This is a genomic window from Pseudomonas sp. NFX183 (genome assembly GCF_047943075.1).
Taxonomy (GTDB): domain Bacteria; phylum Pseudomonadota; class Gammaproteobacteria; order Pseudomonadales; family Pseudomonadaceae; genus Aquipseudomonas.
Genome location: NZ_CP181333.1, coordinates 5,081,503 through 5,103,799 on the forward strand (window position 1 = coordinate 5,081,503; position 22,297 = coordinate 5,103,799).

Annotated in this window: 14 protein-coding genes; 6 read left to right on the plus strand and 8 right to left on the minus strand. The window is 62.2% G+C overall.

Annotated features, from left to right (window positions below; genetic code table 11):
• Positions 1-29 precede the first annotated feature (29 nt).
• The 3 genes from ACM530_RS23780 to ACM530_RS23790 are packed head-to-tail and all read right to left on the minus strand — an operon-like array spanning position 30 to position 2,488.
• On the minus strand, positions 30-587 hold the full coding sequence (locus ACM530_RS23780; protein ID WP_416363306.1) for a GNAT family N-acetyltransferase: 558 nt from the start codon (positions 585-587) through the stop codon (positions 30-32).
• On the minus strand, positions 587-1,048 hold the full coding sequence (locus tag ACM530_RS23785) for an LEA type 2 family protein (RefSeq protein WP_145165691.1): 462 nt from the start codon (positions 1,046-1,048) through the stop codon (positions 587-589). Before ACM530_RS23785 ends, ACM530_RS23780 begins: the two co-directional genes overlap by 1 nt.
• 12 nt (positions 1,049-1,060) lie before the next feature.
• Positions 1,061-2,488, minus strand: a complete 1,428-nt coding sequence (locus tag ACM530_RS23790; RefSeq protein WP_416363307.1) for a nucleobase:cation symporter-2 family protein — start codon at positions 2,486-2,488, stop codon at positions 1,061-1,063.
• A 232-nt stretch (positions 2,489-2,720) separates the two neighbouring features.
• On the opposite strand from ACM530_RS23790, the gene ACM530_RS23795 reads away from it, so the two are divergent.
• The gene (locus ACM530_RS23795; RefSeq protein ID WP_416363308.1) at positions 2,721-4,346 is read left to right on the plus strand and encodes a methyl-accepting chemotaxis protein; all 1,626 of its coding nucleotides are present in this window, start codon (positions 2,721-2,723) and stop codon (positions 4,344-4,346) included.
• Between the two features lie 457 nt (positions 4,347-4,803).
• On the opposite strand, the gene ACM530_RS23800 is transcribed toward ACM530_RS23795, so the two are convergent.
• Positions 4,804-5,919 carry a Gfo/Idh/MocA family protein gene (locus tag ACM530_RS23800; RefSeq protein WP_416363309.1) on the minus strand — a complete coding sequence of 372 codons (1,116 nt, stop codon included), beginning with the start codon at positions 5,917-5,919 and terminating at the stop codon, positions 4,804-4,806.
• A 300-nt stretch (positions 5,920-6,219) separates the two neighbouring features.
• Here ACM530_RS23800 and ACM530_RS23805 point away from each other — a divergent pair, with 300 nt between their 5' ends.
• Positions 6,220-7,251 (plus strand): WD40/YVTN/BNR-like repeat-containing protein, encoded by a 1,032-nt coding sequence (locus ACM530_RS23805; protein ID WP_262206144.1) that lies wholly within the window; start codon positions 6,220-6,222, stop codon positions 7,249-7,251.
• An 18-nt stretch (positions 7,252-7,269) separates the two neighbouring features.
• Positions 7,270-9,645 (plus strand): efflux RND transporter permease subunit, encoded by a 2,376-nt coding sequence (locus ACM530_RS23810; RefSeq protein ID WP_106580502.1) that lies wholly within the window; start codon positions 7,270-7,272, stop codon positions 9,643-9,645.
• Positions 9,646-9,747: 102 nt separating this feature from the next.
• Here ACM530_RS23810 and ACM530_RS23815 read toward each other — a convergent pair whose 3' ends face one another.
• Positions 9,748-14,658 carry a hypothetical protein gene (locus ACM530_RS23815; protein ID WP_416363310.1) on the minus strand — a complete coding sequence of 1,637 codons (4,911 nt, stop codon included), beginning with the start codon at positions 14,656-14,658 and terminating at the stop codon, positions 9,748-9,750.
• 141 nt (positions 14,659-14,799) lie between these two features.
• On the opposite strand from ACM530_RS23815, the gene ACM530_RS23820 reads away from it, so the two are divergent.
• The 3 genes from ACM530_RS23820 to ACM530_RS23830 all read left to right on the plus strand — a co-directional run bounded on the left by ACM530_RS23820 (position 14,800) and on the right by ACM530_RS23830 (position 16,585).
• Positions 14,800-15,087 carry a DUF5629 family protein gene (locus tag ACM530_RS23820; protein ID WP_119735885.1) on the plus strand — a complete coding sequence of 96 codons (288 nt, stop codon included), beginning with the start codon at positions 14,800-14,802 and terminating at the stop codon, positions 15,085-15,087.
• The gene (locus tag ACM530_RS23825; protein WP_145166201.1) at positions 15,074-16,249 is read left to right on the plus strand and encodes a lactonase family protein; all 1,176 of its coding nucleotides are present in this window, start codon (positions 15,074-15,076) and stop codon (positions 16,247-16,249) included. The genes ACM530_RS23820 and ACM530_RS23825 overlap by 14 nt, the downstream gene beginning before the upstream one ends.
• 156 nt (positions 16,250-16,405) lie before the next feature.
• Entirely contained in the window at positions 16,406-16,585 is a 180-nt protein-coding gene (locus tag ACM530_RS23830; protein WP_145166200.1) for a hypothetical protein, read from the plus strand.
• A gap of 126 nt (positions 16,586-16,711) precedes the next feature.
• Here the strand turns inward: ACM530_RS23830 and ACM530_RS23835 are convergent, their stop codons facing one another.
• From ACM530_RS23835 to ACM530_RS23845, 3 genes are read right to left on the minus strand one after another with little or no spacing between them, the layout of a single operon-like run.
• A complete protein-coding gene (locus ACM530_RS23835) occupies positions 16,712-17,305 on the minus strand; it encodes a glutathione S-transferase (RefSeq protein WP_416363311.1) in 594 nt (197 codons plus the stop codon).
• Positions 17,302-20,940 carry an AAA family ATPase gene (locus tag ACM530_RS23840; protein WP_416363312.1) on the minus strand — a complete coding sequence of 1,213 codons (3,639 nt, stop codon included), beginning with the start codon at positions 20,938-20,940 and terminating at the stop codon, positions 17,302-17,304. Before ACM530_RS23840 ends, ACM530_RS23835 begins: the two co-directional genes overlap by 4 nt.
• On the minus strand, positions 20,937-22,178 hold the full coding sequence (locus tag ACM530_RS23845; protein WP_416363313.1) for an exonuclease SbcCD subunit D C-terminal domain-containing protein: 1,242 nt from the start codon (positions 22,176-22,178) through the stop codon (positions 20,937-20,939). The genes ACM530_RS23840 and ACM530_RS23845 overlap by 4 nt, the downstream gene beginning before the upstream one ends.
• Positions 22,179-22,297 lie beyond the last annotated feature (119 nt).

Genomic DNA, 22,297 nt, shown 5'->3' on the forward strand with positions numbered 1-22,297 from the left:
CAAGGCGCAGGTGTCGGCAAGACCGGCGCCTACCGCGTGGCAGGTAGCGTGTTGAGCCACTCTTCGCGGGTTATTTCCCAAATATCCCGCGCGAAGGTGCCCTCGACAAACCGACCTTCCTGCGACCTGATCAAGCGCATGCCGGTGAGCTCGGATATCCGCCGCGAGCCTATATTGGGCGCGGCCTTGGGCACACGCAGCACCGGGCGCTTGAGTACCTCGAACCAATACTCGGTCACCGCCGCGCTGGCTTCGGTCATCAAGCCCTGGCCTTGCCATTGCGGGCCCAGCCAGAAGCCGCGGTTATCGTCCTCTTCGTCCATCAGGCTGATATTGCCGATCAACTGCTCCGGCGCACTTTTGAGGCGGATTGACCAATGCCACTGCTCGCCCCGTGCCATCGCCGGCAAGGCGACCTGTTCCAGGTAGCAACGCGCGCCATCGGCCGGGTAGGGCCAAGGCACGTCGGCGTTGAGGTAGCGCACCACGTCCCAATGCGCGAACTGCTGCTGGATAGCCTCGGCATCCGCGAGCACCAGCGGGCGCAGGATCAGTCGTTGGGTAAACAGTACCGGTTGGCGGGCCATCACCAGGTCGCCGTGTTCGGCAGGTCCAGCGTGCCGCGCTCGACAAAACGCAGGGTGCCAAACAGGCCACCCGCCAGTTTGCCGCGCAGCACATAAGGCAGGTTGTTCAAGCTCTGGGTCTGGCTCAGGCCCAGGGTCTGGCGCAACACGGAAAACGCCGAAACACTCACCGGCACCATCAGCACGGTTTCAGAAAACCGTGGGATCGAGCCCGACTGGTCACTGACCCCCGACGCCAACGGCCGGCCATTGACGTCCAGGTCCAGGGCTACGCCGCTGTAGTCGATCGCCGTGTCATTGGGGTTTTGCACGCGCAGTTTAACGGCGAATCGTACTTCCAGGTCCTGGCTTTGCAGCGGCTCGATGCCGACCACGCTGATGTTGACCGGGTCGCGATTGGGGAACAGCGCGCAGGCGCTCAAGGTCAGCAGCAGTAACGATAGAACCATGAGCTTGCGCATAAAAAGGTGCTCCTATTTCGTGACGTCCGGGTCCTGCATGACCTTGAGGGTAGAGGACTCCGGATCAAATTCATCTTCTTCCAGCTCTATGAACTCTTCGGGCAGGAAAATGTTCAGCAGGATTGCACAGAACGCGCCCACCGTGATCGGCGACTCGAAGATGTTGTGCAGCGCCTTGGGCAGGTCGCGCAGCACTTCCGGTACGGCGGCCACGCCCAGGCCCATGCCCAGGGAAATCGCCACGATCAGCACATTGCGTCGGTGCAGCCCGGCTTCGGCGAGGATCTTGATCCCGGCCACGGCCACCGTGCCGAACATGATCAGGGTGGCGCCGCCGAGCACCGGCTTGGGCATCAGTTGCAGCATCGCGCCGATCATCGGGAACAACCCCAGCAGCACCAGCAGGCCGGCGATGAAGTACGCCACATAGCGGCTGGCCACGCCGGTCAACTGGATCACCCCGTTATTCTGCGCGAAGGTCACCATCGGCAGGCTGTTGAACGTGGCGGCCATGGCCGAGTTGAGGCCGTCGGCCAGCAGGCCCGACTTGATGCGTTTGATATACAGCGGGCCTTTGACCGGTTGTTGCGAAATCATCGAGTTGGCAGTCAGGTCGCCAGCGGCTTCCAAAGGCGAAATCAGGAAGATCACCGCCACCGGGATAAACGCCACCCAATCAAACGAGAACCCGTACTTGAACGGCACCGGCACGCTGATCAGCGGCACGTGAGGCAGTGCTGCCAGATCGACCCGGCCCATGCACCAGGCCACTACAAAACCCAGCGTCAGGCCGATCACGATTGAACCCAGGCGCAGGAACGGGTTGCTGAAGCGGTTGAGGACCACAATGGTCAGCAGCACCAGCGCCGCCAGGCCCATGTTGCCGGCCGCGCCCAAATCGCTGGCGCCATAACCGCCGGCCATATCGGTGACCGCCACTTTGATCAGCGACAAGCCCATCAAGGTAATGATGGTGCCGGTCACCACCGGGGTGATCAGCTTGCGCAGCTTGCCGATGAACTGGCTGAGCACCACTTCGATAAAGGCTGCGAAAAAGCAGATACCAAAGAGCGTCGAGAGAATTTCATCGGTGCCGCCGCCCCGGGCCTTGACCATAAAACCGGCGCTGAGAATCACGCTGATAAACGAAAAGCTGGTGCCCTGCAGGCACAACAGACCCGAACCGACCGGGCCGAATGTGCGCGCCTGCACAAACGTGCCGAGCCCGGACACGAACAGCGCCATGCTCACCAGGTACGGCACCTCGCTTTCAAGGCCCAGCACGCCGCCGACGATCAAGGTGGGGGTGATGATGCCGACGAAACTGGCGAGCACATGCTGCAGTGCGGCAAAAATTGCCGCGGTGAAGTGCGGGCGATCTTCCAGGCCGTAGATCAGGTCGGATTTATAGCGGGGGCGAGGGGGTTGAGCGTCAGACACAATACAGGCCCGGTAGGGAAAGGGGGGCGCAGGATGCCAGAAAGCGCCGGCCGTCAGAAGTGTGTAAAAATTTTTCGAAACACCCTGCATTAGATCCCGGCACCTGCCGATACCGTATTCAAGCCCACACAACTCTTACAACAGTGGTGCCCAAAGATCAGAGCGGTGCGTTGACGCCCACTGATCGTGTCGCGGCAGGGACGCTCGCCCACTCTTTCTCGAGAGCAGCCCTATGTCCCTACGTAATCTGAATATTGCCCCGCGCGCGTTCCTCGGTTTTGCGTTCATTGCGTTGCTGGTCGTGATCCTCGGCGTATTTGCCGTTAACCGCATGACACAGATTCGCCAGTCTTCCCTGGACATGGGGACCATCCAATTACCCAGCATGAAATTTCTCGGCAACATGACGGAAAACGTCCTGCGCTTGCGCATCCTGTCGTTCCGGATATTGATCAACCGTGAGCCTGCGGCCCTTGAGGAGGCCAAGACCCGCGTAGCGGTGTTGGTCGACAAGGTCAAGCAGGCCCAGCGTGCTTACGCGGTCATGCCGGCAGGCCCGGAAGAGGCGGCTCTTTACAAAGCCTTCGCCGCGACCCTCGACAATTACTTCGCGGCGCAGGCCGAGATGATGTCGCTGTCCCAGCAGAACAAAGTCGAGGAAATGCGCAGCCTCATCAATACGCGGATCAAGGACGGTACGGATCTGATGGGCGAGCAGCTGAACAAACTGATCGCCATCAACAGCGTCGATGCCGACCAGGCCGGCCGGGACGCTGAAGGCAGCTACCAACAGGCCGTCAGCGGCATCATCATCGTTTCGGTGGTGGCGGCGTTGATGACGGTGTTACTCGCCTGGCTGCTGACCCGCAGTATCGTTGCGCCGCTGCGCAAAGCGGTGCAAGTGGCCGAAACCATCGCCAGCGGCAACCTGACCACGCTCGTCGAAGATGCTGGCAAGGATGAACCGGCCCGCCTGCTTGGCGCTTTGTCCGCGATGCAGATCAACCTGCGCCAGACCATCCAGCACATTGCCGGTTCGGCCACGCAACTGGCCTCTGCTGCCGAAGAATTGAGCGCCATCACCGAGGAAGCCTCCAGAGGCCTGCAACAACAAAACAACGAAATCGACCAGGCCGCTACCGCCGTCAACGAAATGACCGCCGCCGTGGAGGAGGTGGCGCGCAATGCGGTGTCCACCTCTGAAGCGTCCAGCCAGTCCAACCAGGCGGCGCGCGAAGGCCGTGACCGTGTGGTGGAGACGGTCGGCGCGATTCAGACCATGACCCAGGACGTACAAACCACCTCGGTGATGATCGAAGGCCTGGCGACGCAGGGCCGTGACATCGGCAAGGTGCTGGACGTGATCCGCGCGATTGCCGAACAGACCAACCTGCTGGCGCTCAACGCAGCGATTGAGGCGGCACGCGCCGGTGAAGCCGGGCGTGGCTTTGCGGTGGTGGCCGATGAAGTGCGGGCGCTGGCGCATCGCACCGCGCAGTCGACTCAGGAAATCGAGAAAATGGTCGCCGGCATTCAGACGGGTACCGGCGAAGCGGTGCAGTCGATGCAACAAAGCAATCAGCGCACCCAAAGCACCCTGGAAATGGCCCGAGCCGCCGGTGTGGCGCTGGAGCAGATTACGCAGTCGATCAGTTTGATCAACGAGCGCAACCTGGTCATCGCCAGTGCTTCTGAAGAGCAGGCCCAAGTGTCCCGCGAGGTGGACCGCAACCTGATCAACATCCGCGACCTGGCGACTCAGTCGGCAGCCGGCGCCAACCAGACCAGCGCCGCCAGCCACGAGCTGTCGCGCCTGGCGGTGGATTTGAACGCGATGGTGGCGCGGTTCGTGATCTGATGATCGAGGCATGTTGGGTGTGCGTTGCTCCCTGTTTTCGCTCAGTTTTTGCCAACGCCCAGGCGCCGACTTGAGGGGGGCAAGCACAAGCAGAGCGGCTTTATGGTGGGAGCGGGCTTGCCTGCGATGCAGGCACCGCGGTGTACCAGGCCCACCGGGTTGATGGCATCGCAGGCAAGCCAGCTCCCACAAGTTGACCGAGTTCAGCTGCCAGTACCGCAGTGCTTTGCTTTTCTGTGGGAGCTGGCTTGCCTGCGATGCAGGCACCTCGGTGTATCAGGCACAACCAGTTGATGCCATCGCAGGCAAGCCAGCTCCCACCTTTGATTGAGTTCAGCCTTCAAGGTCAGGCCGCCTCGGCTTTGCTTTTGCTTCTACCACTCAGGTCGGCTACTAGGCCGCCGTGCTCTGCTTTTGATCTTGATATACACCCCCCGGCCAAACCAAGCCCCCGCGCTCACACCTCACCCACCACAACCCAACGCTCTTCACGGGCCGCCACACGAATCGCCGTTGCCAACTGCTCAACCGCCCATGCCGCTTCAAAGTCAGTGCCCGCCGCGCCTTGCCCCGCCAGCGCCATGATCAATTCGTGCACTTCCAGCGTCTTCAACTCGTTGTACCCCAGTTGATGCCCGGCCGCCGGGCTGAACGCGGCATAGCCGGGCAGGGCAGGGCCGGCCAGCAACCGTTGGAATCCGTCCTGGCCGAGCCGACACACCCGCAGTTCATTCAAGCGCTCCTGATCGAACGCCAGCGTGCCTCGCGTACCGCTGATTTCAAAACTCAGGTGGTTCTTGTAACCATGTTTGAGCCAGCTGCTGCTCACCGTGCCGCGCGCGCCATTGGCAAAACGCAAGAGTGCGTGCACCTGATCGTCCACCGCGATGGGTTTACAGTCACTGCTGCCGTGGACGAGCGGGCGTTGGGCATGGACGGTCTGGGTGTCGGCGCACACGCTGTGCACCTCACCCACCAGATGGCGCGCCATCGACAGCAAATGACTGCCCAAATCCGCCAGGGCGCCGCCGGCATGGGCCACGTCACAGCGCCACGACCACGGTGAGGCCGGGTCGGCCATGAAATCTTCGCTGAACTCGCCCTGGAAACTGATGATCTCGCCCAGCTCGCCATCGGCAATCATCTGCCGCGCCAGGCTGATCATCGGGTTGTGCTGGTAGTTGTAGCCCACCCGCGTGACCACGCCGGCCTCACTGGCGGCGCGGCGCATGGCCTCGGCCTGCGGCAGGCTGACGGCCAGCGGTTTTTCGCAATACACCGCCTTGCCCGCTGCAATCGCTGCAATGGCCATGGGGTAATGCAAGTGATTGGGCGTGGTGATGGCCACGACATCGACCTTGGGGTCATTGATCAGCGCCTGCCAGTCGCCGTGGGCCTGGGCAAACCCCCAGGCGGTCGCGCAACGCTGTGCGCGTTCGGTGTCGGCATCGGCCAGGGCGGCCAGGTTGAGGTGTACCGGCAGTTCGAATACCGCGCGGGCATTGTTGAACGCCAAGGCATGGGCGCGCCCCATGAAGCCCGTGCCGATCAGGCCGATTCCGAGTTCACGCATAGCGGTGGTCCTTTGGATTATTGTTTTCAGGATGTGTATTAATGGAATAAATATTCTCTAAATTCAATAGATGGAATAAATATTCATTAATCAGCCTGGCTAATGCACTCATATTCAGCCCATCGTCATCGCCCGCCAGTTAACAAAAGATAACGTAGCGCCGATTGTCAGACGATTCGAAAGCCCGATAGGATGGCCCCTGCTTCCTTCAGGCGCTCTAGATTGCAGGTTTCAGAGGCCGGCAAGGCAAGACGACCTAACAATAATAAATCGGGAGAAAGGTCTATGAGTGAGCCTGTCATGGGTTGGGTTGTTTGCCGCCCGCGCGTCGCACGCAAGGTTGCGATGCTGGCTACAGCGCTCTCGCTGCTGGGGGTGTTGTCGACACCCGTGCTGGCAGCCGATGAAACCGGCGCACCGCCGGCATTTGCGATTCAATCCCCCAAGGCCGCCAAAGGCCTGATGATCGACGTGGTGCACGCCGGCTCCCGCCTGGTGGCAGTCGGTGATCGCGGGCACATCCTCTATTCCGATGACCAGGGCAGCACCTGGACCCAAGCCCAAGTGCCGACTCGGCAACTGCTCACGGCGGTGTTTTTCATCGATGAAAAACACGGCTGGGCTGTCGGCCACGACGCACAGATTCTTGCAAGCGCCGATGGCGGCGCCACCTGGACCCAGCAATACCAAGACCTCAAACGCGAAGCCCCCTTGCTCGACATCTGGTTCAAGGATGCCGAGCACGGCCTGGCCGTGGGCGCCTACGGTGCGTTGATCGAAACCACCGACGGCGGCAAAACCTGGGAAGACGTCAGCGACCGCCTCGACAACGAAGACCAGTTCCACCTCAACGCCATCGCCTCTATCAAGGACGCCGGGCTGTTTATCGTCGGCGAGCAGGGCAGCATGTTCCGCTCCAGTGACGACGGCCAGACCTGGGAAAAGCTCGAAGGCCCGTATCAGGGCTCGCTGTTTGGCGTGATCAGTACCGCTCAACCCCACACCCTGTTGGCCTATGGCCTGCGCGGCAATCTCTACCGCTCCACAGATTTTGGCAGCACCTGGGAACAGGTTGAGCTGAACGCGGCGCGGGGTGCCCTGGAATTCGGCTTGTCCGGCGCCACGTTGCTCGACGACGGTTCGCTGGTGGTGGTCGGCAACGGTGGCAGCGTGGTGATCAGCCATGACGACGGGCAGACCTTCAGGGTGTTCAATCGCCCGGACCGCATTTCACTCTCGGCGGTCACCGCGGCGGGCAACGGCAACTTGATTCTGGTCGGGCAGGGTGGCGTGCGTGTGGCCTCCGCCGCCGGTGCAGAGCTCTCAAAATAATAAGAAGGCGGGGTTTCAATGAGCAGTCATCACAACGATAAAGCGACCTTTCTTGAGCGCCTGATCTTCAACAATCGCCCGGCAGTGATCGTCATCTGCCTGCTGGTGAGCATTTTTCTGTTCTGGCAGGCGACGTTGATTCGCCCCTCCACCAGTTTTGAAAAGATGATCCCGCTCAAACACCCCTTCATCGAAAAGATGATGGAGCACCGCAACGACCTGGCCAACCTGGGCAATACGGTGCGCATCTCCGTGGAGGCCAAGGACGGTGACATCTTCACGAAGGAGTACATGGAGACCCTGCGCCAGATCAACGACGAGGTGTTCTACATCTCCGGCGTTGACCGCTCGGGCCTCAAGTCGCTGTGGAGCCCCAGCGTGCGCTGGACCGAGGTCACCGAGGAAGGTTTTGCCGGCGGCGAAGTGATCCCGCAGAGCTACAACGGCTCGCCGGAAAGCCTCGACCAGTTGCGCAACAACGTGCTCAAGTCCGGCCAGGTGGGGCGCCTGGTGGCCAACGACTTCAAGTCGAGCATTGTCGACATTCCGCTGCTGGAGTCCTACCCGGACCCGCAGGACCAGGGCAAGTTGCTGGCCCTGGACTACCGCAAGTTTTCCCACGAACTTGAAGACAAGATCCGCGACAAGTTCGAAGCGCAAAACCCCAACGTCAAGATTCACATCGTCGGGTTTGCCAAGAAGGTCGGCGACCTGATCGACGGCCTGGTCATGGTGGTGATGTTCTTCGGCATCGCATTCGTCATCACCCTGATTCTGCTGCTGTGGTTCACCAACTGCTTGCGCAGCACCGTCGCGGTGTTGAGCACCACGCTGGTGGCGGTGGTCTGGCAGCTCGGCCTGATGCACTTCTTCGGTTTCGGCCTCGACCCGTATTCGATGCTGGTGCCGTTCCTGATCTTCGCCATCGGTATTTCCCACGGCGTGCAGAAGATCAACGGCATTGCCTTGCAATCCAGTGAGGCGGACAACGCGCTGACCGCCGCCCGACGCACGTTCCGGCAATTGTTTTTGCCGGGGATGATCGCGATTCTCGCCGACGCGGTGGGCTTTATCACCTTGCTGATCATCGACATCGGCGTGATACGCGAGCTGGCCATCGGCGCCTCCATTGGCGTGGCGGTGATCGTGTTCACCAACCTGATCCTGCTGCCGGTGGCGATCTCCTACGTAGGCATCAGTAAACGCGCCATCGCCAAGAGCAAAAAGGACGCGCACCGCGAACACCCGTTCTGGCGCCTGCTGTCCAAATTCGCCAGCGCCAAAGTCGCGCCGGTGTCCATCCTGCTGGCGCTGATCGCCTTCGGTGGCGGCCTCTGGTACAGCCAGAACCTGAAAATCGGCGACCTCGACCAGGGCGCACCGGAACTGCGCCCTGACTCGCGCTACAACAAGGACAACAACTTCATCATCAACAACTACTCCACCAGCTCCGACGTGCTGGTGGTAATGGTCAAGACCCGTGCCGAAGGCTGCTCGCGCTATGAAGCCATGGCGCCCATCGACCAGTTGATGTGGAAAATGCAGAACACCGAAGGCGTGCAGTCGGCGATCTCGTTGGTGACCGTGTCCAAGCAGATGATCAAGGGCATGAACGAGGGCAACCTGAAATGGGAAACCCTGTCGCGCAACCCCGACGTGCTGAACAACTCCATCGCCCGCGCCGACGGCCTGTACAACAACAATTGCTCGCTCGCGCCGGTGCTGGTGTTCCTCAACGACCACAAGGCCGAAACCCTCGACCGCGCGGTGCATGCGGTGCAGGACTTCGCCAAGGAAAACAACAAGGACGGCCTGGAATTCATCCTCGCCGCCGGCAACGCCGGGATCGAAGCGGCGACCAACGAGGTGATCAAAGAGTCGGAACTGACCATCCTCATCCTGGTGTACCTGTGCGTGGCGACCATGTGCATGATCACCTTCCGCTCGTGGGCCGCCACCCTGTGCATCGTGCTGCCGCTGGTGCTGACCTCGGTGCTGGGCAACGCGTTGATGGCGTTCATGGGTATCGGCGTCAAGGTCGCGACCCTGCCGGTGGTGGCGCTGGGCGTGGGCATCGGCGTGGACTACGGCATTTACATCTACAGCCGTCTGGAAAGCTTCCTGCGCGCCGGCCTGCCACTGCAAGAGGCCTACTACCAAACCCTCAAGTCGACCGGCAAAGCCGTGCTGTTCACCGGCTTGTGCCTGGCTATCGGGGTGTGCACCTGGATTTTCTCGGCCATCAAGTTCCAGGCCGACATGGGCCTGATGCTGACCTTCATGCTGCTGTGGAACATGTTCGGTGCGCTGTGGCTGCTGCCGGCGCTGGCACGGTTCCTGATCAAGCCTGAAAAACTCGCGGGGCAGAAGGGCAACTCGCTGTTTGCACACTGAGCCCGACACCGTCGTGCAGTGCCGTGCGGCAAGGGTGCAACGCCCTTGCCACACGGCATCTCAGGTTGTGAAGTGGCCCAGCGCAATGCTCAGGGCACGGCGTCAGCGCAGGGCCCGTGGCATTGGCGCGATCGCCAGGAACAACTGATCCACGGGCGGCGTAATCAGCACATACAGAATGTGGGTCAGCGGTTCGCCGCCGGGTTCCGTGCGGGTATGAAGGTCGGCCTGGACATGTTGCTTGAGCAGGTCCTTCTGTGTGTACTTGCGCTGTTCCGGCAGCTTCAGGTGGGCCCGCGTGTAGTCGGCGGGCAGGGCGTCGGCATTGGCGTAATGAAAGTGCGCATACCACAACACCACCGGCGGTTTTTTGGCCTTGTCGTACACCGCGTACTCAGTGAAGAAGTCGCCGCTGAGGGTCGGGCGTTGCGGGTCGGCCAGGCTGGTCAGGTTGATGTCGATCTGTTTTTGTTCCCACAGGTAATTGAGGCTCTCCTGGGTCGGCCATTGCCGTTTGTACGCCTCACTGCACACGCGCTGCGCCAGCCGGCCGATGTCCCGGGCGTGTGCCCGGTATTCATCGATCAGGCGTTGCACCGCGGTCTTTTGCGCCAAATGGTCGCGTGCCAACTCATCGGCCAAGGCCGTGAGCTTTCCGGCGTGGCCCATCAGCAATTCATTCCAGCCACTCGGGTCGACATGTTGACGGGTCAGCGGCGCGTCGAGTTTTTGCTGCTCGGCCGTGATCAGCTGTTCAATGCCTTTGCGTTGTTCGATCAGCGCCTGGGCCAGGCCTTTGAGGGTTGCCAGTGAGCGACCTTGGGCTGTGCCTGCCGGGGCAGCCACTGGGTCCTTGGCGGTGTTGGCCCAACCGTCTTCGTGGCGGCTGAACGAGGCAATGGTTTCGCCGGTCAAGGCGTCGGTGAGGGTGAGCTGCTCCTGGCTGTTCTGGGCATCGGCAGGCTTGAGCTCACCGATGAAGTACGCTTTTTTGCGGGTTTTGAACACGCGCTTGGCCGGGTTTTTGGGACGCAGGGTTTTCGATAAGGGCAGCTCGACGTCCAGCTCTTCCTGTTTGCGTACCACCGCTTCAAGTTCGCTTTGCGCAAGCGCCTGGGCAAACTCAAGGCCAGTCAGCAGGCGTTCGGCCTCCGGGCGCAGGCGTCCAGGGTTAAGGGCTTTGAGGGCGCGAATCGCATCCTCATGACGGCGGTACCGGTCAAGGACCGTCTCATACACATTACGTTGCTCGGCCAGCGGGTACTCGGCACCGCTGCGCACTTCCACATGAGACTGCAGGGCTTGGGCCAGGTCGCTCTGTTCGAGGCGGTTGAGGTAAAACTCCTCCAGGGGTGGCAGTCGTCGGTCGGCCGTCGCCAGGGTGGCGGCGGCGAGGTAATTGAGCGCACTGAGCCTCAGGTTGTTGGCGAAAAAATTCTGCGGGTATTGGATCAACGTCAGGCATTCCTGGCGGATCACACGGCCCGCCACCGAGTCATCTTCCAGTTGTTCGAGCGTATGCTCCATGGCCGCCGCGACCTCGGCCATGTGCTCGCGGATATTGGCCGATTCAACCGTGTTGCGGATGTATTCGTTGTAGACGGCGGTGTCTCCCAGCAGGTTGTCGACAAACATCCTGCGCGCCATCTGCCCCATGGGCTCGCCCGTGCTGGAAAAACGCATGGCGTTCAACCGGTCCACCAACAACGTCTGGATGGCCGACTGCTGGTTCCAGATGGTCCCCAGGATTTTTGCCCGATCAAGCACGTGCACGCCGGCGCCGCCGACCTTTTCCAGTTCCTGGCCCACCTTGACCATTTCCAGGCGTGGGGGCAGGGACTGGGCAAATTGGTCTTCGAGGTTCTGCAGCAGAATCTGAAACTCGGTGCGTCGTTGCTGGTGGTTCAGGGTCTCCTGCTGATGCCGCACCGCCAGGGCGGGCCGCCGCTCGGGCGGCGCTTTTTGCAGAAGATTCCAGACCAATTGCACGGTTTTGCGTTGGTTTTTCAAGGCGGTGGCGGCGGACCACATGCGCTCCATCGATGCCAGGAAGGGCGCCATCAAGGGGGTTATTTGCGTATCGAGTGCCTGCGCGCGTGCGAGCAGCTCGTTTTTTCTACGCTGGTTTTCCTCGCGCAAGGCCGCCATCCGCTTGGGGCCACCGCCCACCAGCTTAAGGCCGCGGTCCAGTGTCCAATGGCCTTTTCCATCGGTGCAAAGCTTGATGCCGGGGTGGTCGATTTTTTCGGGGTGCACGATATACACGTCGCCAAAACCGGGAACGATGCTGGCCCTGAACAGCAACCCACCGACCGAGGCATGCCAGACCCCGTTGAGGTTGTACAAACCCAGGTGACGCCCGAGGCGGACCTGTGCAGGTGCGGGCTGCGGCCAGGGCACGCTGAATGCCCGCAGTTTTTCCAGCAGCGCTGCCGATGCAGCGTCGCTGGCCAGCGAATGATCGAAATCCAGTAGCGTGCGGCCACCGCCGGGCGGTTCGGAAGGCAGGCCGACCGTGCCACGTTCAATGATCGCCGGCGGGCTGTTTGCCGGGCCGAAAACTGCTCGCCGCAACGCCGGCTGCGTGGGCAAGGCTTCCTCACGTGCAGGGTGTACCGGCGCCGCCGTCAGCGAGCCCTGATGCACCAGCAGGAGGGCGATGTTTTGCAGCAGATCGACCCACGCCAGCGCCCGCGTCTGAGGGTCGTCACTTTCCAGCGCTGGCACATCGTGCGTGAGGCCCTGCACCAGTTGCATCAGCCAGCCGATTGCCGCCAGTGGTCCGCGCACGGCCATCAGCAGGGTGTTGAAGCCCAGCTGCATACCTTCCAGGATCAACGCCCAGCGGCTCTCGCTATTGGACGTGGACTCGCGCTCAGCCTGCGCCAGCAGTTGCTGAGTTTCGCAGCCAAACAGGTACTCCATGAGGCTGCCATTGTTCAGGGCCTGGAGGATTTCGTCGCTGCTCTGGTCGCCCGCGGCGGCTAACTGCGCCGGTTCAGGCACGCGTGGCAGCGGGTCGAATTCCGAGCCCAGGCCGACCCGCACGTAGTGGGGCTGGGTAAACCCACCGTTGCTGTAGATGGCCCTGGCCGAGTCCGGCAACCAGGTCAAGACGCTGTCCTGCAACGCGCCGGGCCGTACGAGGGCGGCCAGCAGGCTGTCGCGACTGGCAAACTCCAGCAGCGAGTCGCGATAGGCCGGCCGATACAGCAGGTGCGGGCCTCGTTGCGTATCGAGGGGCTCGATGATGAACATGTTTTGCACCACGTCCGCCGTGGCGCCGGGCTTGCGCACCAAGGCCAGCACCCGCATGACGAGGCTTTCGCCGCCGACCTGGCGCCCCGTGGGGGCTGGGTTCAGCACGGCCTCCACCCACTGAACGCCGCGCGATGTCAGGCCTGCTTCGCCTTTTAGCTTGTGCTCCAGCGCTTGGGTTTTCAGCTGCACCGGCCGTTGCTGTTCGAACAGTCGTGTGCGTTTTTGTGCGGCCTCGGTATCGCTGAGCAGCGCCTGGCGCAGGTAATGAGGGTAATTGTTGCCGATGTCGACACGCTGGACCAGTTGGCGAAGGCCGTCGGCTGTCAGCCAGGGTTCGATTACCCGGCCGGTGCGGTGGCTGAGTGTCATGCGGCCTTTGGGCGCGCCCGAGAGGTTTTTCAGGGCCAGATCGACCAGGCTCAGGGTCACCGGTTCGACATAACCGCCGGCCAGAGTGCCCACCGCCACGTGAAAGGTCAGTTGCAAATCGTCGGCGTGGTAGCCGCTCGACCGAGCGGCATCGTCGCAGGCGCGTCGGCCACCCAGGGCGACGCTGCGATCCAGGCACAGTTGCTGATTCAAATGTTCGGTTGCATAGCTGCGCAGGGTTTCCAGGCTGTCGAAATCTGAATCGCCAAGGGTCAAGCGGCGGATTGCGGCCTGTTCAAGCAGGCACTCACGGTAGGCAAGGCGCTCGGCCGCGCCAGCGTGCTGCAGCCAGGCGGGCAGCGCTGCGCGAATCGAATTCAGGGTCGCCAGCGGTGTGGTAGTCGAGGGGCTGAAGACCTGCGCCGGGTTTGTAGCGCCAGCAAACCGCAGCTCCAGGGCCTGCACGCTGGACCCGGCCGGGAGCTCAATGGCCGCGAGAGTGTCCAGTTGCCCCTCGAGTATGAGCGCGGCTTGTACCTCGAAAATATTGCCGTCGGGCTCGTACTGCTTCCAGGTCATCCGCTGCGCGCGAAAACGCTGCTGCAGGTGTATTCCCCAGGCCTGGCCGAAGGCATCGAGGTCGGCGTACGCCTCGATCTGCCCCGATACGCGGCACAGCAACACCTGCGCAGGGGCGACCACCAGCACATCGCTGGCTTGCAGGGTGAGTCGGCTGCCTGCCTGCTCCAGAACGGTTTCCAGGGTATAGGCACGCACGGCCTTCTGCGGCCAAGGGCGCTGGGCGCGCGTACGGCGGTCGGGGTATCGGGCCAGTGTGACGAGCGTATCGAGCTGTCGTGCCAGGTTCCCTGGCTGGCGAATGGCCGAGTCGAGCAGCGCGCCTTGCAGCACGTGGGCCAGCCACTGCCAGCGGCTGCCGCCGGCATCCGTGTCCTGGCTCCAGTAGGCAGCCAGGGCGTCTTGAAAGGCGATGCTCAGAATCAGCGGCAATTCTCTGATAACGGCTTCGATCACTGCCAGATCGTAGTCGTGCCGGCCATTGGCCTCAAAGGTCAGCCGGGTACCCGTGGCGTCGCCCAGGTAACAGTCCAGGCCGTAGCGCATGGACACATCGGGAAAGCTGCCATCGGCCAGGTGACTGAGCGCCACCTCCAGCAGCGGGAACAGGCTGCGTCCGCCGCCGTCACGGGGTATGGCCAGGCGCAGGTCCGCAAGCGGATAGCTCAGCGGCGGGTATTTTTCCTTCAAATGGTCGGCCAGCAACTGCGCGGTGACGGAGCGCAGTGTCGGGCGAGTGAGAAACCGGGCTTCAACCGCTTGTCGGGCCGGGTGTGCAGCAGGGACGGTGTTCGGGTCTGTCATGGGTATTCCTTTACAGGGGAGCAAAACGCGCCCTTGCAAAGTAATGCGCTGCGTCGCCCGGAGGCCGTAGCCCGTTATGGCTTTAGGTGCGGGCAGCAAACTGGCCTATCATTAGCGCTTTGAACCTGATGAAAGACTGTGATGACCGATAATTTGCCTGCCGTCCTGAAGACTTCCGACATGCTTGAAATCGACGGGCTGCATGCCTTTGATTTCACCTTTGATGAACAGGCCTTGCTGATCACCGCCATGGACGGCCGTGCTGAAAAACGCTGGCGTTTCAGCCTGGAGCAGGTACAGGCCGCCACCTTCGATGACACCTTGCAAAGCTGGACCCTTACCGGTGATTCGGGCGAGCACCGCCTGATCTGCATGAGCGCTTTCACCGGCAACAATAACGACGAGGATGAAGCGGATGATGATGCGTAAATTCTGGCCCCTGCTGATGGCGGGCAGTGTCGGTGCCATGTCGGTGCAAGCCGCACCGGCAGACACCTATGAACTGCTGGTGGGCAGCTATACCGCCGGTACCAGCGAGGGTATCTACCGCCTGCAGTTTGACAGCCGTACCGGCCAATTCAGCGGCAAGCCGGTACTGGCCGCGAAGGCAGCCAACCCGTCGTGGCTGACGATCTCCAAAGACCAGAAGCATTTGTTCGTGGTCAACGAGAACGGCCCGGGCCAGAAAGACCCGGTTGGCCGCGTCAGCAGCTACAGCATTGACCCGCAGAACCATCAGTTGACCCTGATCAACCAGGTGCAGAGCCTGGGCAATGAACCCACCCATTCCAGCCTCGCCGCTGATGGACGTTACCTGTTCGTTGCCAACTATTCGGTACTCGAAGATCCGGGTGGCAGCCTCGCGGTGCTACCGGTTGACGCCGCTGGCAAGCTGTCGGCGCCGGTGCAACTGAGCGGGCATCCGTCCAGCCGGGTAAACCCGGAGCGTCAGGCCTCCAACCATGTGCATTCGGTGGTGTCATCGCCGGACGGCAAATACGTGTTTGTTCAGGACCTGGGGGCCGACAAGGTGTTTGCCTACCACTACGACCCCAAGGCCAACCCTGAACTGCCGCTGACCCCGGCCAACCCTGCCGCCGTGCCAATGCCACCGGGCAGCGGCCCGCGTCACTTGCTGTTCAGCGCGGATGGCAAGCATGCCTGGCTGACCACCGAGATGAGCGCCCAGGTTGCCGTGTTCGATTACAACGACGGCAAGCTCAGCCAGACTCAACTGGTGGACTTTGCTGGCGGGCAGCCGGTGGCCGACAAGGCCGGCGCGGCGCTGCACGCCTCCAGCGACGGCAAATTCCTGTACGTGAGCAACCGCGGCACCGCCAACCAGATGCTGGTGTTCAGCATCGACCCGGCCACCGCGCACCTCAAGGAACTGCAGCGCCGCTCTGTGGAAGGCGACCACCCGCGCGAGTTCAGCCTGGACCCGAGCGGCAAGTTTTTGCTGATCGCCAACCAGAAAAGCAACGAAATCGTGGTCGTCGAACGCGACCCCAAGACCGGCCTGCTGGGTAAAACCGTGCAGAAATTGCCGATCGATGCGCCCAGTGACCTGAAGTTTCTGGTGCGTCAATAAGCCACAGGCCCCGCCATGCGGGGCCTGACTCGGTGTATTAATTCTATTAATAGCGGCTACTGTTTCAAAACATTACCAAGGTTCAGCCCTCGGGCGTAAGTTGGGTTCCAAGGCCTCTACCGGCCACCTAAACCAACGAACACAAGGGTTACCGACATGAACTTGAACCTCTTCTCCATCATCGCCGCTTCCGCTGTTTCCGCCACCGTGGCATTGCCTGCCGCCGCCAGCGTGGAAGTTTCCGGCAAAAAATCCAGCACCAGCGCCTACACCCAGAAATACCTGCAGCAAAGCGCCAACTTCTACGCCGCACTGGATCACAAGACCCAGCACTGAGCGTGAGCTGAGCGACGGTCACCTGTGGGCGCTGGCTTGCCTGCGATGAAAGCAACTCGGTGTATCAGTTGCACCGAGTTGTCGGTATCGCAGGCAAGCCAGCGCCCACAGGTGATTGTGTTGGGTTCAGGGTTTTGCCATTACCGCTGCAAACAGCGGTGATTCCAGAAAACGCTGTAGCCAGGCCTGCAACCGGTGATACTCGGTGCCGGCAAACCACTCGCGATCCACATGCGCGAACTGACGCACAAACGGCGCCAGTGCCACATCGGCCAGGCTCAAATGGTCGGCCAACAAGTATTCATTCCCCGCCAGCAAACCTTCCAGCTTGTGCAAAAACACCTCACCCTCGGCCCGATAATGTTCCATCGGCTGCTCCGGATAGCGCTCGGCGTACTTGTATCGATTCAAGTGATGTTTGAAGGCCTGGTCGTTCTCGGCGATCAGTGCCAGCACCCGCGGGTCGCCGTTGAGCAACCAGTCATCAGGGTCGTGCTGCGCCAGGGCCCAATGCATGATCTCCAGGCTTTCCTCAATCACCCGGCCGTCCACACTCAGCACCGGCACCGTGCCCTTGGGCGACAGCGCGAGCATGTCGGCCGGCTTGGCTTTCAGACTCACCTCGACGATCTGCACGGGCACGCCCGCGTAGCGCAACGCCATGCGCGCGCGCATCGCATACGGGCAGCGCCGGAACGAATACAGCAGCGCCTCGCTCACTTGACCTCCAGCGTGCTCAAGCCATTGCCCTGACGCTTGACCTGGATCTGCACCGGGATGCGCTCGTGCATTTCCTGTACGTGGGAAATCACCGCCACCTTGCGGCCCTGGGCCTGCAGACCGTCCAGGGCGTCCATCGCCAATTGCAGCGACTCCGGATCAAGGCTGCCAAAACCTTCGTCGATAAACAGCGACTCGATCTTCAACGTGCTGGACGCCATCGACGCCAGGCCCAACGCCAGCGCCAGCGACACCAGGAAGGTTTCGCCCCCGGACAACGAGTGCACCGAGCGCAGTTCATCACCCATTTCCGTGTCCATCACCAACAGCCCGAGCATGCTGCCACCGCGTTTGAGGCGGTAGCGGCGCACCAGTTGGCGCAATTGCACGTTGGCGTGATGCACGAGCAAGTCCAGGTTGTAGGCCTGGGCGATCTTGCGGAACGTGTCGCCGGTGGCCGAACCGATCAGCGCATTCAGGCGCGCCCAGCGTTGCCATTCTTCATAAGCCTGGGTGATCTGTTCGGCCAGCGCGTGGTTGGCGTCCTGGCGGCGCTGGTCTTCGGCCTGGCGCGCGCGCAACTCGGCGCAGTGTTTTTCGCCCTCGGCCAATTGCTGGTTGAGCGTGGCCAGGCTGCCATCGAGTTGCTCGGCGTCCAGGTTGCCGTTGTGCAAGGCCTGATGCTCGGCGAGGCGTTGCTCGCGTTCGTGCAACAGCACCTTGGCTTGTTCGACGGCTTTTTCGCTGTGTTGCACCTGCTGGCGCAGCGCGCTGATCTGGCTGTCATCGAACGCCAGCAAGCGCGCGAGCCCGGCGTCATCCAGCTCGGGGTGCAGCGCCCGCCATTCGCCCAGGCGCTCGTCGAGGCTGTGCTGCTCAGCAGTCAGTGCCTGTTGGCGTTCCTGCTGCGCCTTGAGGTCGGCAGCCAGTTGAATAAGCGCATTACGCAGGTCTTGCAGCTGTTGATTGGCGTCGGTTTCGCGCTGACGTGCCTGCGCCACCGCCTGGTCCAGTTGCTGCTGCCACTGTTCAGCGCTGGCGTGATCGCCCAGCAGCGCCGTGAGTTGCTCCTGCGCGGCCTGTCGCTGCGCGGACAACTCGGTGACGTGCTGATGCAAGACGTCCAGTTGCTGCTGGCGATGCTGCTGATGGGTCTGTTCTTTCTCGATGGCCTGTTGACGTTCCTGCTGCTCGGCCAGTTCATCGCGCTGATGGCCCAGCTGTTCCAGGCGCTGGCTGACCTGCTGGTCGAGCTGCATAAAGGTCGCGGCCGGTTCGCGGCGCAAGCCTTCGAGGGTTTCGGCGGGCAGCAGGCTGGCAAAGGCATGCAGCTCTTCGTCGAGGCGTTCGCGGTCGTTGGACAGCTCGCGTTGCTGGTCCACCAGCAACTGCCGGGCTTGCTGGCTCGCATCCTGGGCGGCTTGCAACTGCTGCTGCAAACGCCCGGCATTTTGTTGCAGGTTGAGCAGGGCGCCCTGGCGTTGTTCGTCCTGGGTGATGCTTTGCGTCAGCTGCGCCAGTTGCTGGGCCAGCCAGGTGCTGCGCTTGGCGGCGTCCTGGTTGAACAGCGAGGCCGACAGCGGGTGTGCATCCAGGCTGGGTTTGAGCGCCTGTTGCTGCGTCGTCAGGTGCTCCTGCTGTTGCAGGAACTCCTTTTGTTGCGCGATCAAACCGCCCACTTCGCCGCGCAGCTCGGTGAGTTTTTCCTTGAGCACGTCGACGGCTTTCTGCGCCGTGGCTTCTTCGTTCTCATCATGGCGGCCGAGGCTTTGCAGCAAGGCTTCGGGCTGGTGATAGGGGTGCTCATGACTGCCGCACACCGGGCAGGGCTGGTCGTCCTGCAACTGCTCGCGCAATTCCTCGACGCTGGCGCTGCGGGCCAGGCGTTGACGTTCGAGCAGTTGCTTGGTCACCGTCAAGGTTTGTTCGGCGACGGCCAGCTCGGCCTTGGTTTGCAGACCGGTCTGGTTCAGTTGTTCGCGCCGTTGCTGCGCGTCCGCAAGTTTCTGCGTCAGGCTGGCGGCCTGTTGATCCAGCTGCTGCTGGTTGTCCCACAGGCGCGTCAGGTCTTCAAAGGCGCGTTGCTGTTTGCGGTTGTCTTGCAGGAGGCTCGCCAGTAGCTGGATCTGCTCGGCGACCGCGTGTGGCTCGGCGCCGGCTTCCTGATACAACAGGTCCAACGCGTCACGTTGCTGAGCGAATTTCTCGGCGGCGGTGGTGGCGCGTTGTTCCAGCTGCGGCAGTTCGCTCTGGCCTTTGTTCAAGCGATTGCCGATCAGCATCAACTGCTGCAGACGGTCGCGGTAAGCGCTCCAGGCATCGCTCAGCGGCGCCAGGGCGGCGCTGCGCTCCAGCTCGGCAGCCAGGCGTTGCAGGCGTTCGGCAACGTGGGTGTGTTTGTCCTGCAAGCCCTTCAACAAGGTCTGGCCTTGGGTGCAGGCGACTTCGTGTTGCTGTTGGTCCTCGGTGCGTTTGGCCAGGTCCTTGGTCAAGTGGGCGAGGGTGCTTTGTGCTTCAAAGGCCTGGCGCAACAAGGGCACGGCGTCGGCCTGGTGTTTCAGCGCCTCAGCCAGTGCCGCCTGGGCCGCCGCTTGCTGGGCTTGCGCCTGCTCCTGACGCGTGTGCAGCGCGGTTTGCTGCTCGCTGTGCTGCTGAATCTGCGCGGCGAGCGGCGTCAACAACGTGCCGAGTTCAGCCTGTCGAGCAAACTGATGGCGTTGTGGCGCCAAGTGCTCCAGGCGGCTCAGGTCCTGGCGTTGCTGGCCTTGGCCATCCCAATCGGCTTGCGCGCGTTGCAGTTGCTCAGTCGCGCTTTGTTGGCGCTCCTGCCATTCGCGCAACTCCTTGAGCCAGGTGTGCTGCAACTCCAACTGCTTGAGCTGGGCCTGCTGGGTCTTGAGCTGCTGCTGCGCCGTGGCGAGCTGTTGATCCAGTTCGGCGCGGACCTCGGCGGCCAATGGCACCACGCCGGTAGCCTGGTCTTGCAGTTGTTTGTGCGCGTCCTTGGCATCTTTGGCCTTGTCGAAGGCGCGGCGGCCAAGCTGGGTGTAGAGCGCGGTGTCGGTGAGCTTTTCCAGCAGTTCGCTGCGCTCATTGTCGTTGGCCTTGAGGAACGCGCTGAATTCACTTTGCGCCAGCAGCACCGCGCGGGTGAACTGCTCGAAATTCAGGCCCAGGGCCAGTTCCAGCTGGGTCTTGTATTCGGTCTTCTGGCTGGCCAGCAGTTGGTCGCTGTCCAGGTCGATCAGGCTTTGCCGGCTGTTCTGCAACTTGCCGCTGGCCTTGTCGCGGGCGCGGTTGGCTTCCCAGCGCGCACGGTAGCGACGGCCGTTGACGCCGACAAAGTCCACCTCGGCATAACCGCCGCCGGTGCCGCGGCGCAGCAGGGTGCGTGGGTCGCCGATGGAAATGTCGCTGTCGGCATCCGGCATCTTGGCCTGGCCGGTATCGCCCAGGCGTGGCACCGCGCCAAACAGCGCCAGGCACAAGGCATCGAGCAAGGTACTTTTGCCCGCGCCGGTCGGCCCGGTGATCGCAAACAACCCGGCGCTGGCCAGGGGCTCGGCGGTAAAGTCGATTTCAAACGGGCCGGCCAGTGAGGCAAGGTTTTTCAGGCGGATGGCAAGAATCTTCATGGCTGTTCACCCGCCTGTTGCACTTCCTGGAGCAGCACGGCGAAATCCTTCAAGGTCTGTTCATCCACTTCACTGCCGTAGTTGTCCTGCCAGGCGCGGCTGAACAGCTCCTGGGGCGTGAGCTGGTCGAGTTCGACCAGGCGCTCGTCGTCGGTGGCGTCGCTGCCGCGCTTGCCGGCATATTCGGCGGCGATGCGCACCAGGCGCACGGCCTTGCCTTGCAGGGCGGTTTCGATTTGCTGGCGCAGGTCCGGTTGCGGCGCGTCCAGGCGCACCCGCACTTCCAGCCACGGGTGGCGTTGGGTCTCGGCGAGCAGGTCGATGTCGGGCAGATCCGCCAGTTGCTTGAGGATCTCCGCCAACGGCGCAGCGTCCAGGCGTTGCAGGTTGACCGAACGCGGAATCAGGCGCGGCTCGACGCTGACCAGGCGTTGGCCCTGGAAGATCACATCGAGAATTTGATGCTTGTAGCCGATTTCGGAAAACGACAGGGGAATCGGCGAGCCGCTGTAGCGAATGCGTTCTTCGCCGTTCACCTTTTGCGGCTTGTGCAAATGGCCCAGGGCCACATAGCTCACGCTGGCATCGAACAGGCTGGCGGGCAGCGCCTCGGCATTGCCGATGATCAGGCTGCGCTCGGAGTCTTCCGACACCGAACCACCGGCCATATGCGCATGGCTGATGGCAATCAGCGCTTGGCCTTTTTTGCGTTTGGCATTGGCGGCGGCGATCAGCCATTCATGCACCTGGCCGATGCCGCGCAGGTAGTCGTCGCCCAAGTGCGCGCCGGTGACTTCCGCCGGGCGCAAAAACGGCAGCGCCAGGCACCAGGCGGCGATCTTGCCTTTGGCGTCAGGCAGCGGGATCAGCAGGCGCTCGGCATCCAGTTGGCCGTCATCCAGCCACAGCACGCGGCCCAAGGCATGCGTGCGCAGGCGGCGCATCAACGGCGCGGGCAATTCGATGCGCGAGCCGGAGTCGTGGTTGCCGGCGATCATCACAATCGTGAGTTTCGGGTTGTGTTCGTGGGCGCTGATGATGAAGTCGTACAGCCGCTCCTGGGCCTTGAGCGGCGGGTTGACCGTGTCGAAGATATCGCCGGCTATCAACAGCGCATCGGGCTGCTCGGCTTTTAATTGGCCCAGCAGCCACTCGAGGAAACAGGCGTGTTCGAAGTCGCGTTCCTGGCCATGCAGGTTTTGGCCGAGGTGCCAGTCGGAGGTGTGGAACAGACGCAAGGCGAACTCCGGGGAGAAGATGAAAAGGAGGGGAGTTTACCTGTAAAAGCAGGTTCGGTGCCCGCGGCTGGCCCAGATCAACTGTGGGAGCTGGCTTGCCTGCGATGGTATCGCCTCGG

What these genes read in the sequence shown, in the direction of transcription:
- ACM530_RS23820 (WP_119735885.1), top strand. Translation starts at nt 14,800, where the DNA reads ATGACCGATAATTTGCCTGCCGTCCTGAAGACTTCCGACATGCTTGAA.
- ACM530_RS23810 (WP_106580502.1), top strand. Translation starts at nt 7,270, where the DNA reads ATGAGCAGTCATCACAACGATAAAGCGACCTTTCTTGAGCGCCTGATC.
- ACM530_RS23830 (WP_145166200.1), top strand. Translation starts at nt 16,406, where the DNA reads ATGAACTTGAACCTCTTCTCCATCATCGCCGCTTCCGCTGTTTCCGCC.
- ACM530_RS23780 (WP_416363306.1), bottom strand. Translation starts at nt 587, where the DNA reads ATGGCCCGCCAACCGGTACTGTTTACCCAACGACTGATCCTGCGCCCG.
- ACM530_RS23795 (WP_416363308.1), top strand. Translation starts at nt 2,721, where the DNA reads ATGTCCCTACGTAATCTGAATATTGCCCCGCGCGCGTTCCTCGGTTTT.
- ACM530_RS23800 (WP_416363309.1), bottom strand. Translation starts at nt 5,919, where the DNA reads ATGCGTGAACTCGGAATCGGCCTGATCGGCACGGGCTTCATGGGGCGC.
- ACM530_RS23785 (WP_145165691.1), bottom strand. Translation starts at nt 1,048, where the DNA reads ATGCGCAAGCTCATGGTTCTATCGTTACTGCTGCTGACCTTGAGCGCC.
- ACM530_RS23815 (WP_416363310.1), bottom strand. Translation starts at nt 14,658, where the DNA reads ATGACAGACCCGAACACCGTCCCTGCTGCACACCCGGCCCGACAAGCG.
- ACM530_RS23825 (WP_145166201.1), top strand. Translation starts at nt 15,074, where the DNA reads ATGATGATGCGTAAATTCTGGCCCCTGCTGATGGCGGGCAGTGTCGGT.
- ACM530_RS23840 (WP_416363312.1), bottom strand. Translation starts at nt 20,940, where the DNA reads ATGAAGATTCTTGCCATCCGCCTGAAAAACCTTGCCTCACTGGCCGGC.
- ACM530_RS23805 (WP_262206144.1), top strand. Translation starts at nt 6,220, where the DNA reads ATGGGTTGGGTTGTTTGCCGCCCGCGCGTCGCACGCAAGGTTGCGATG.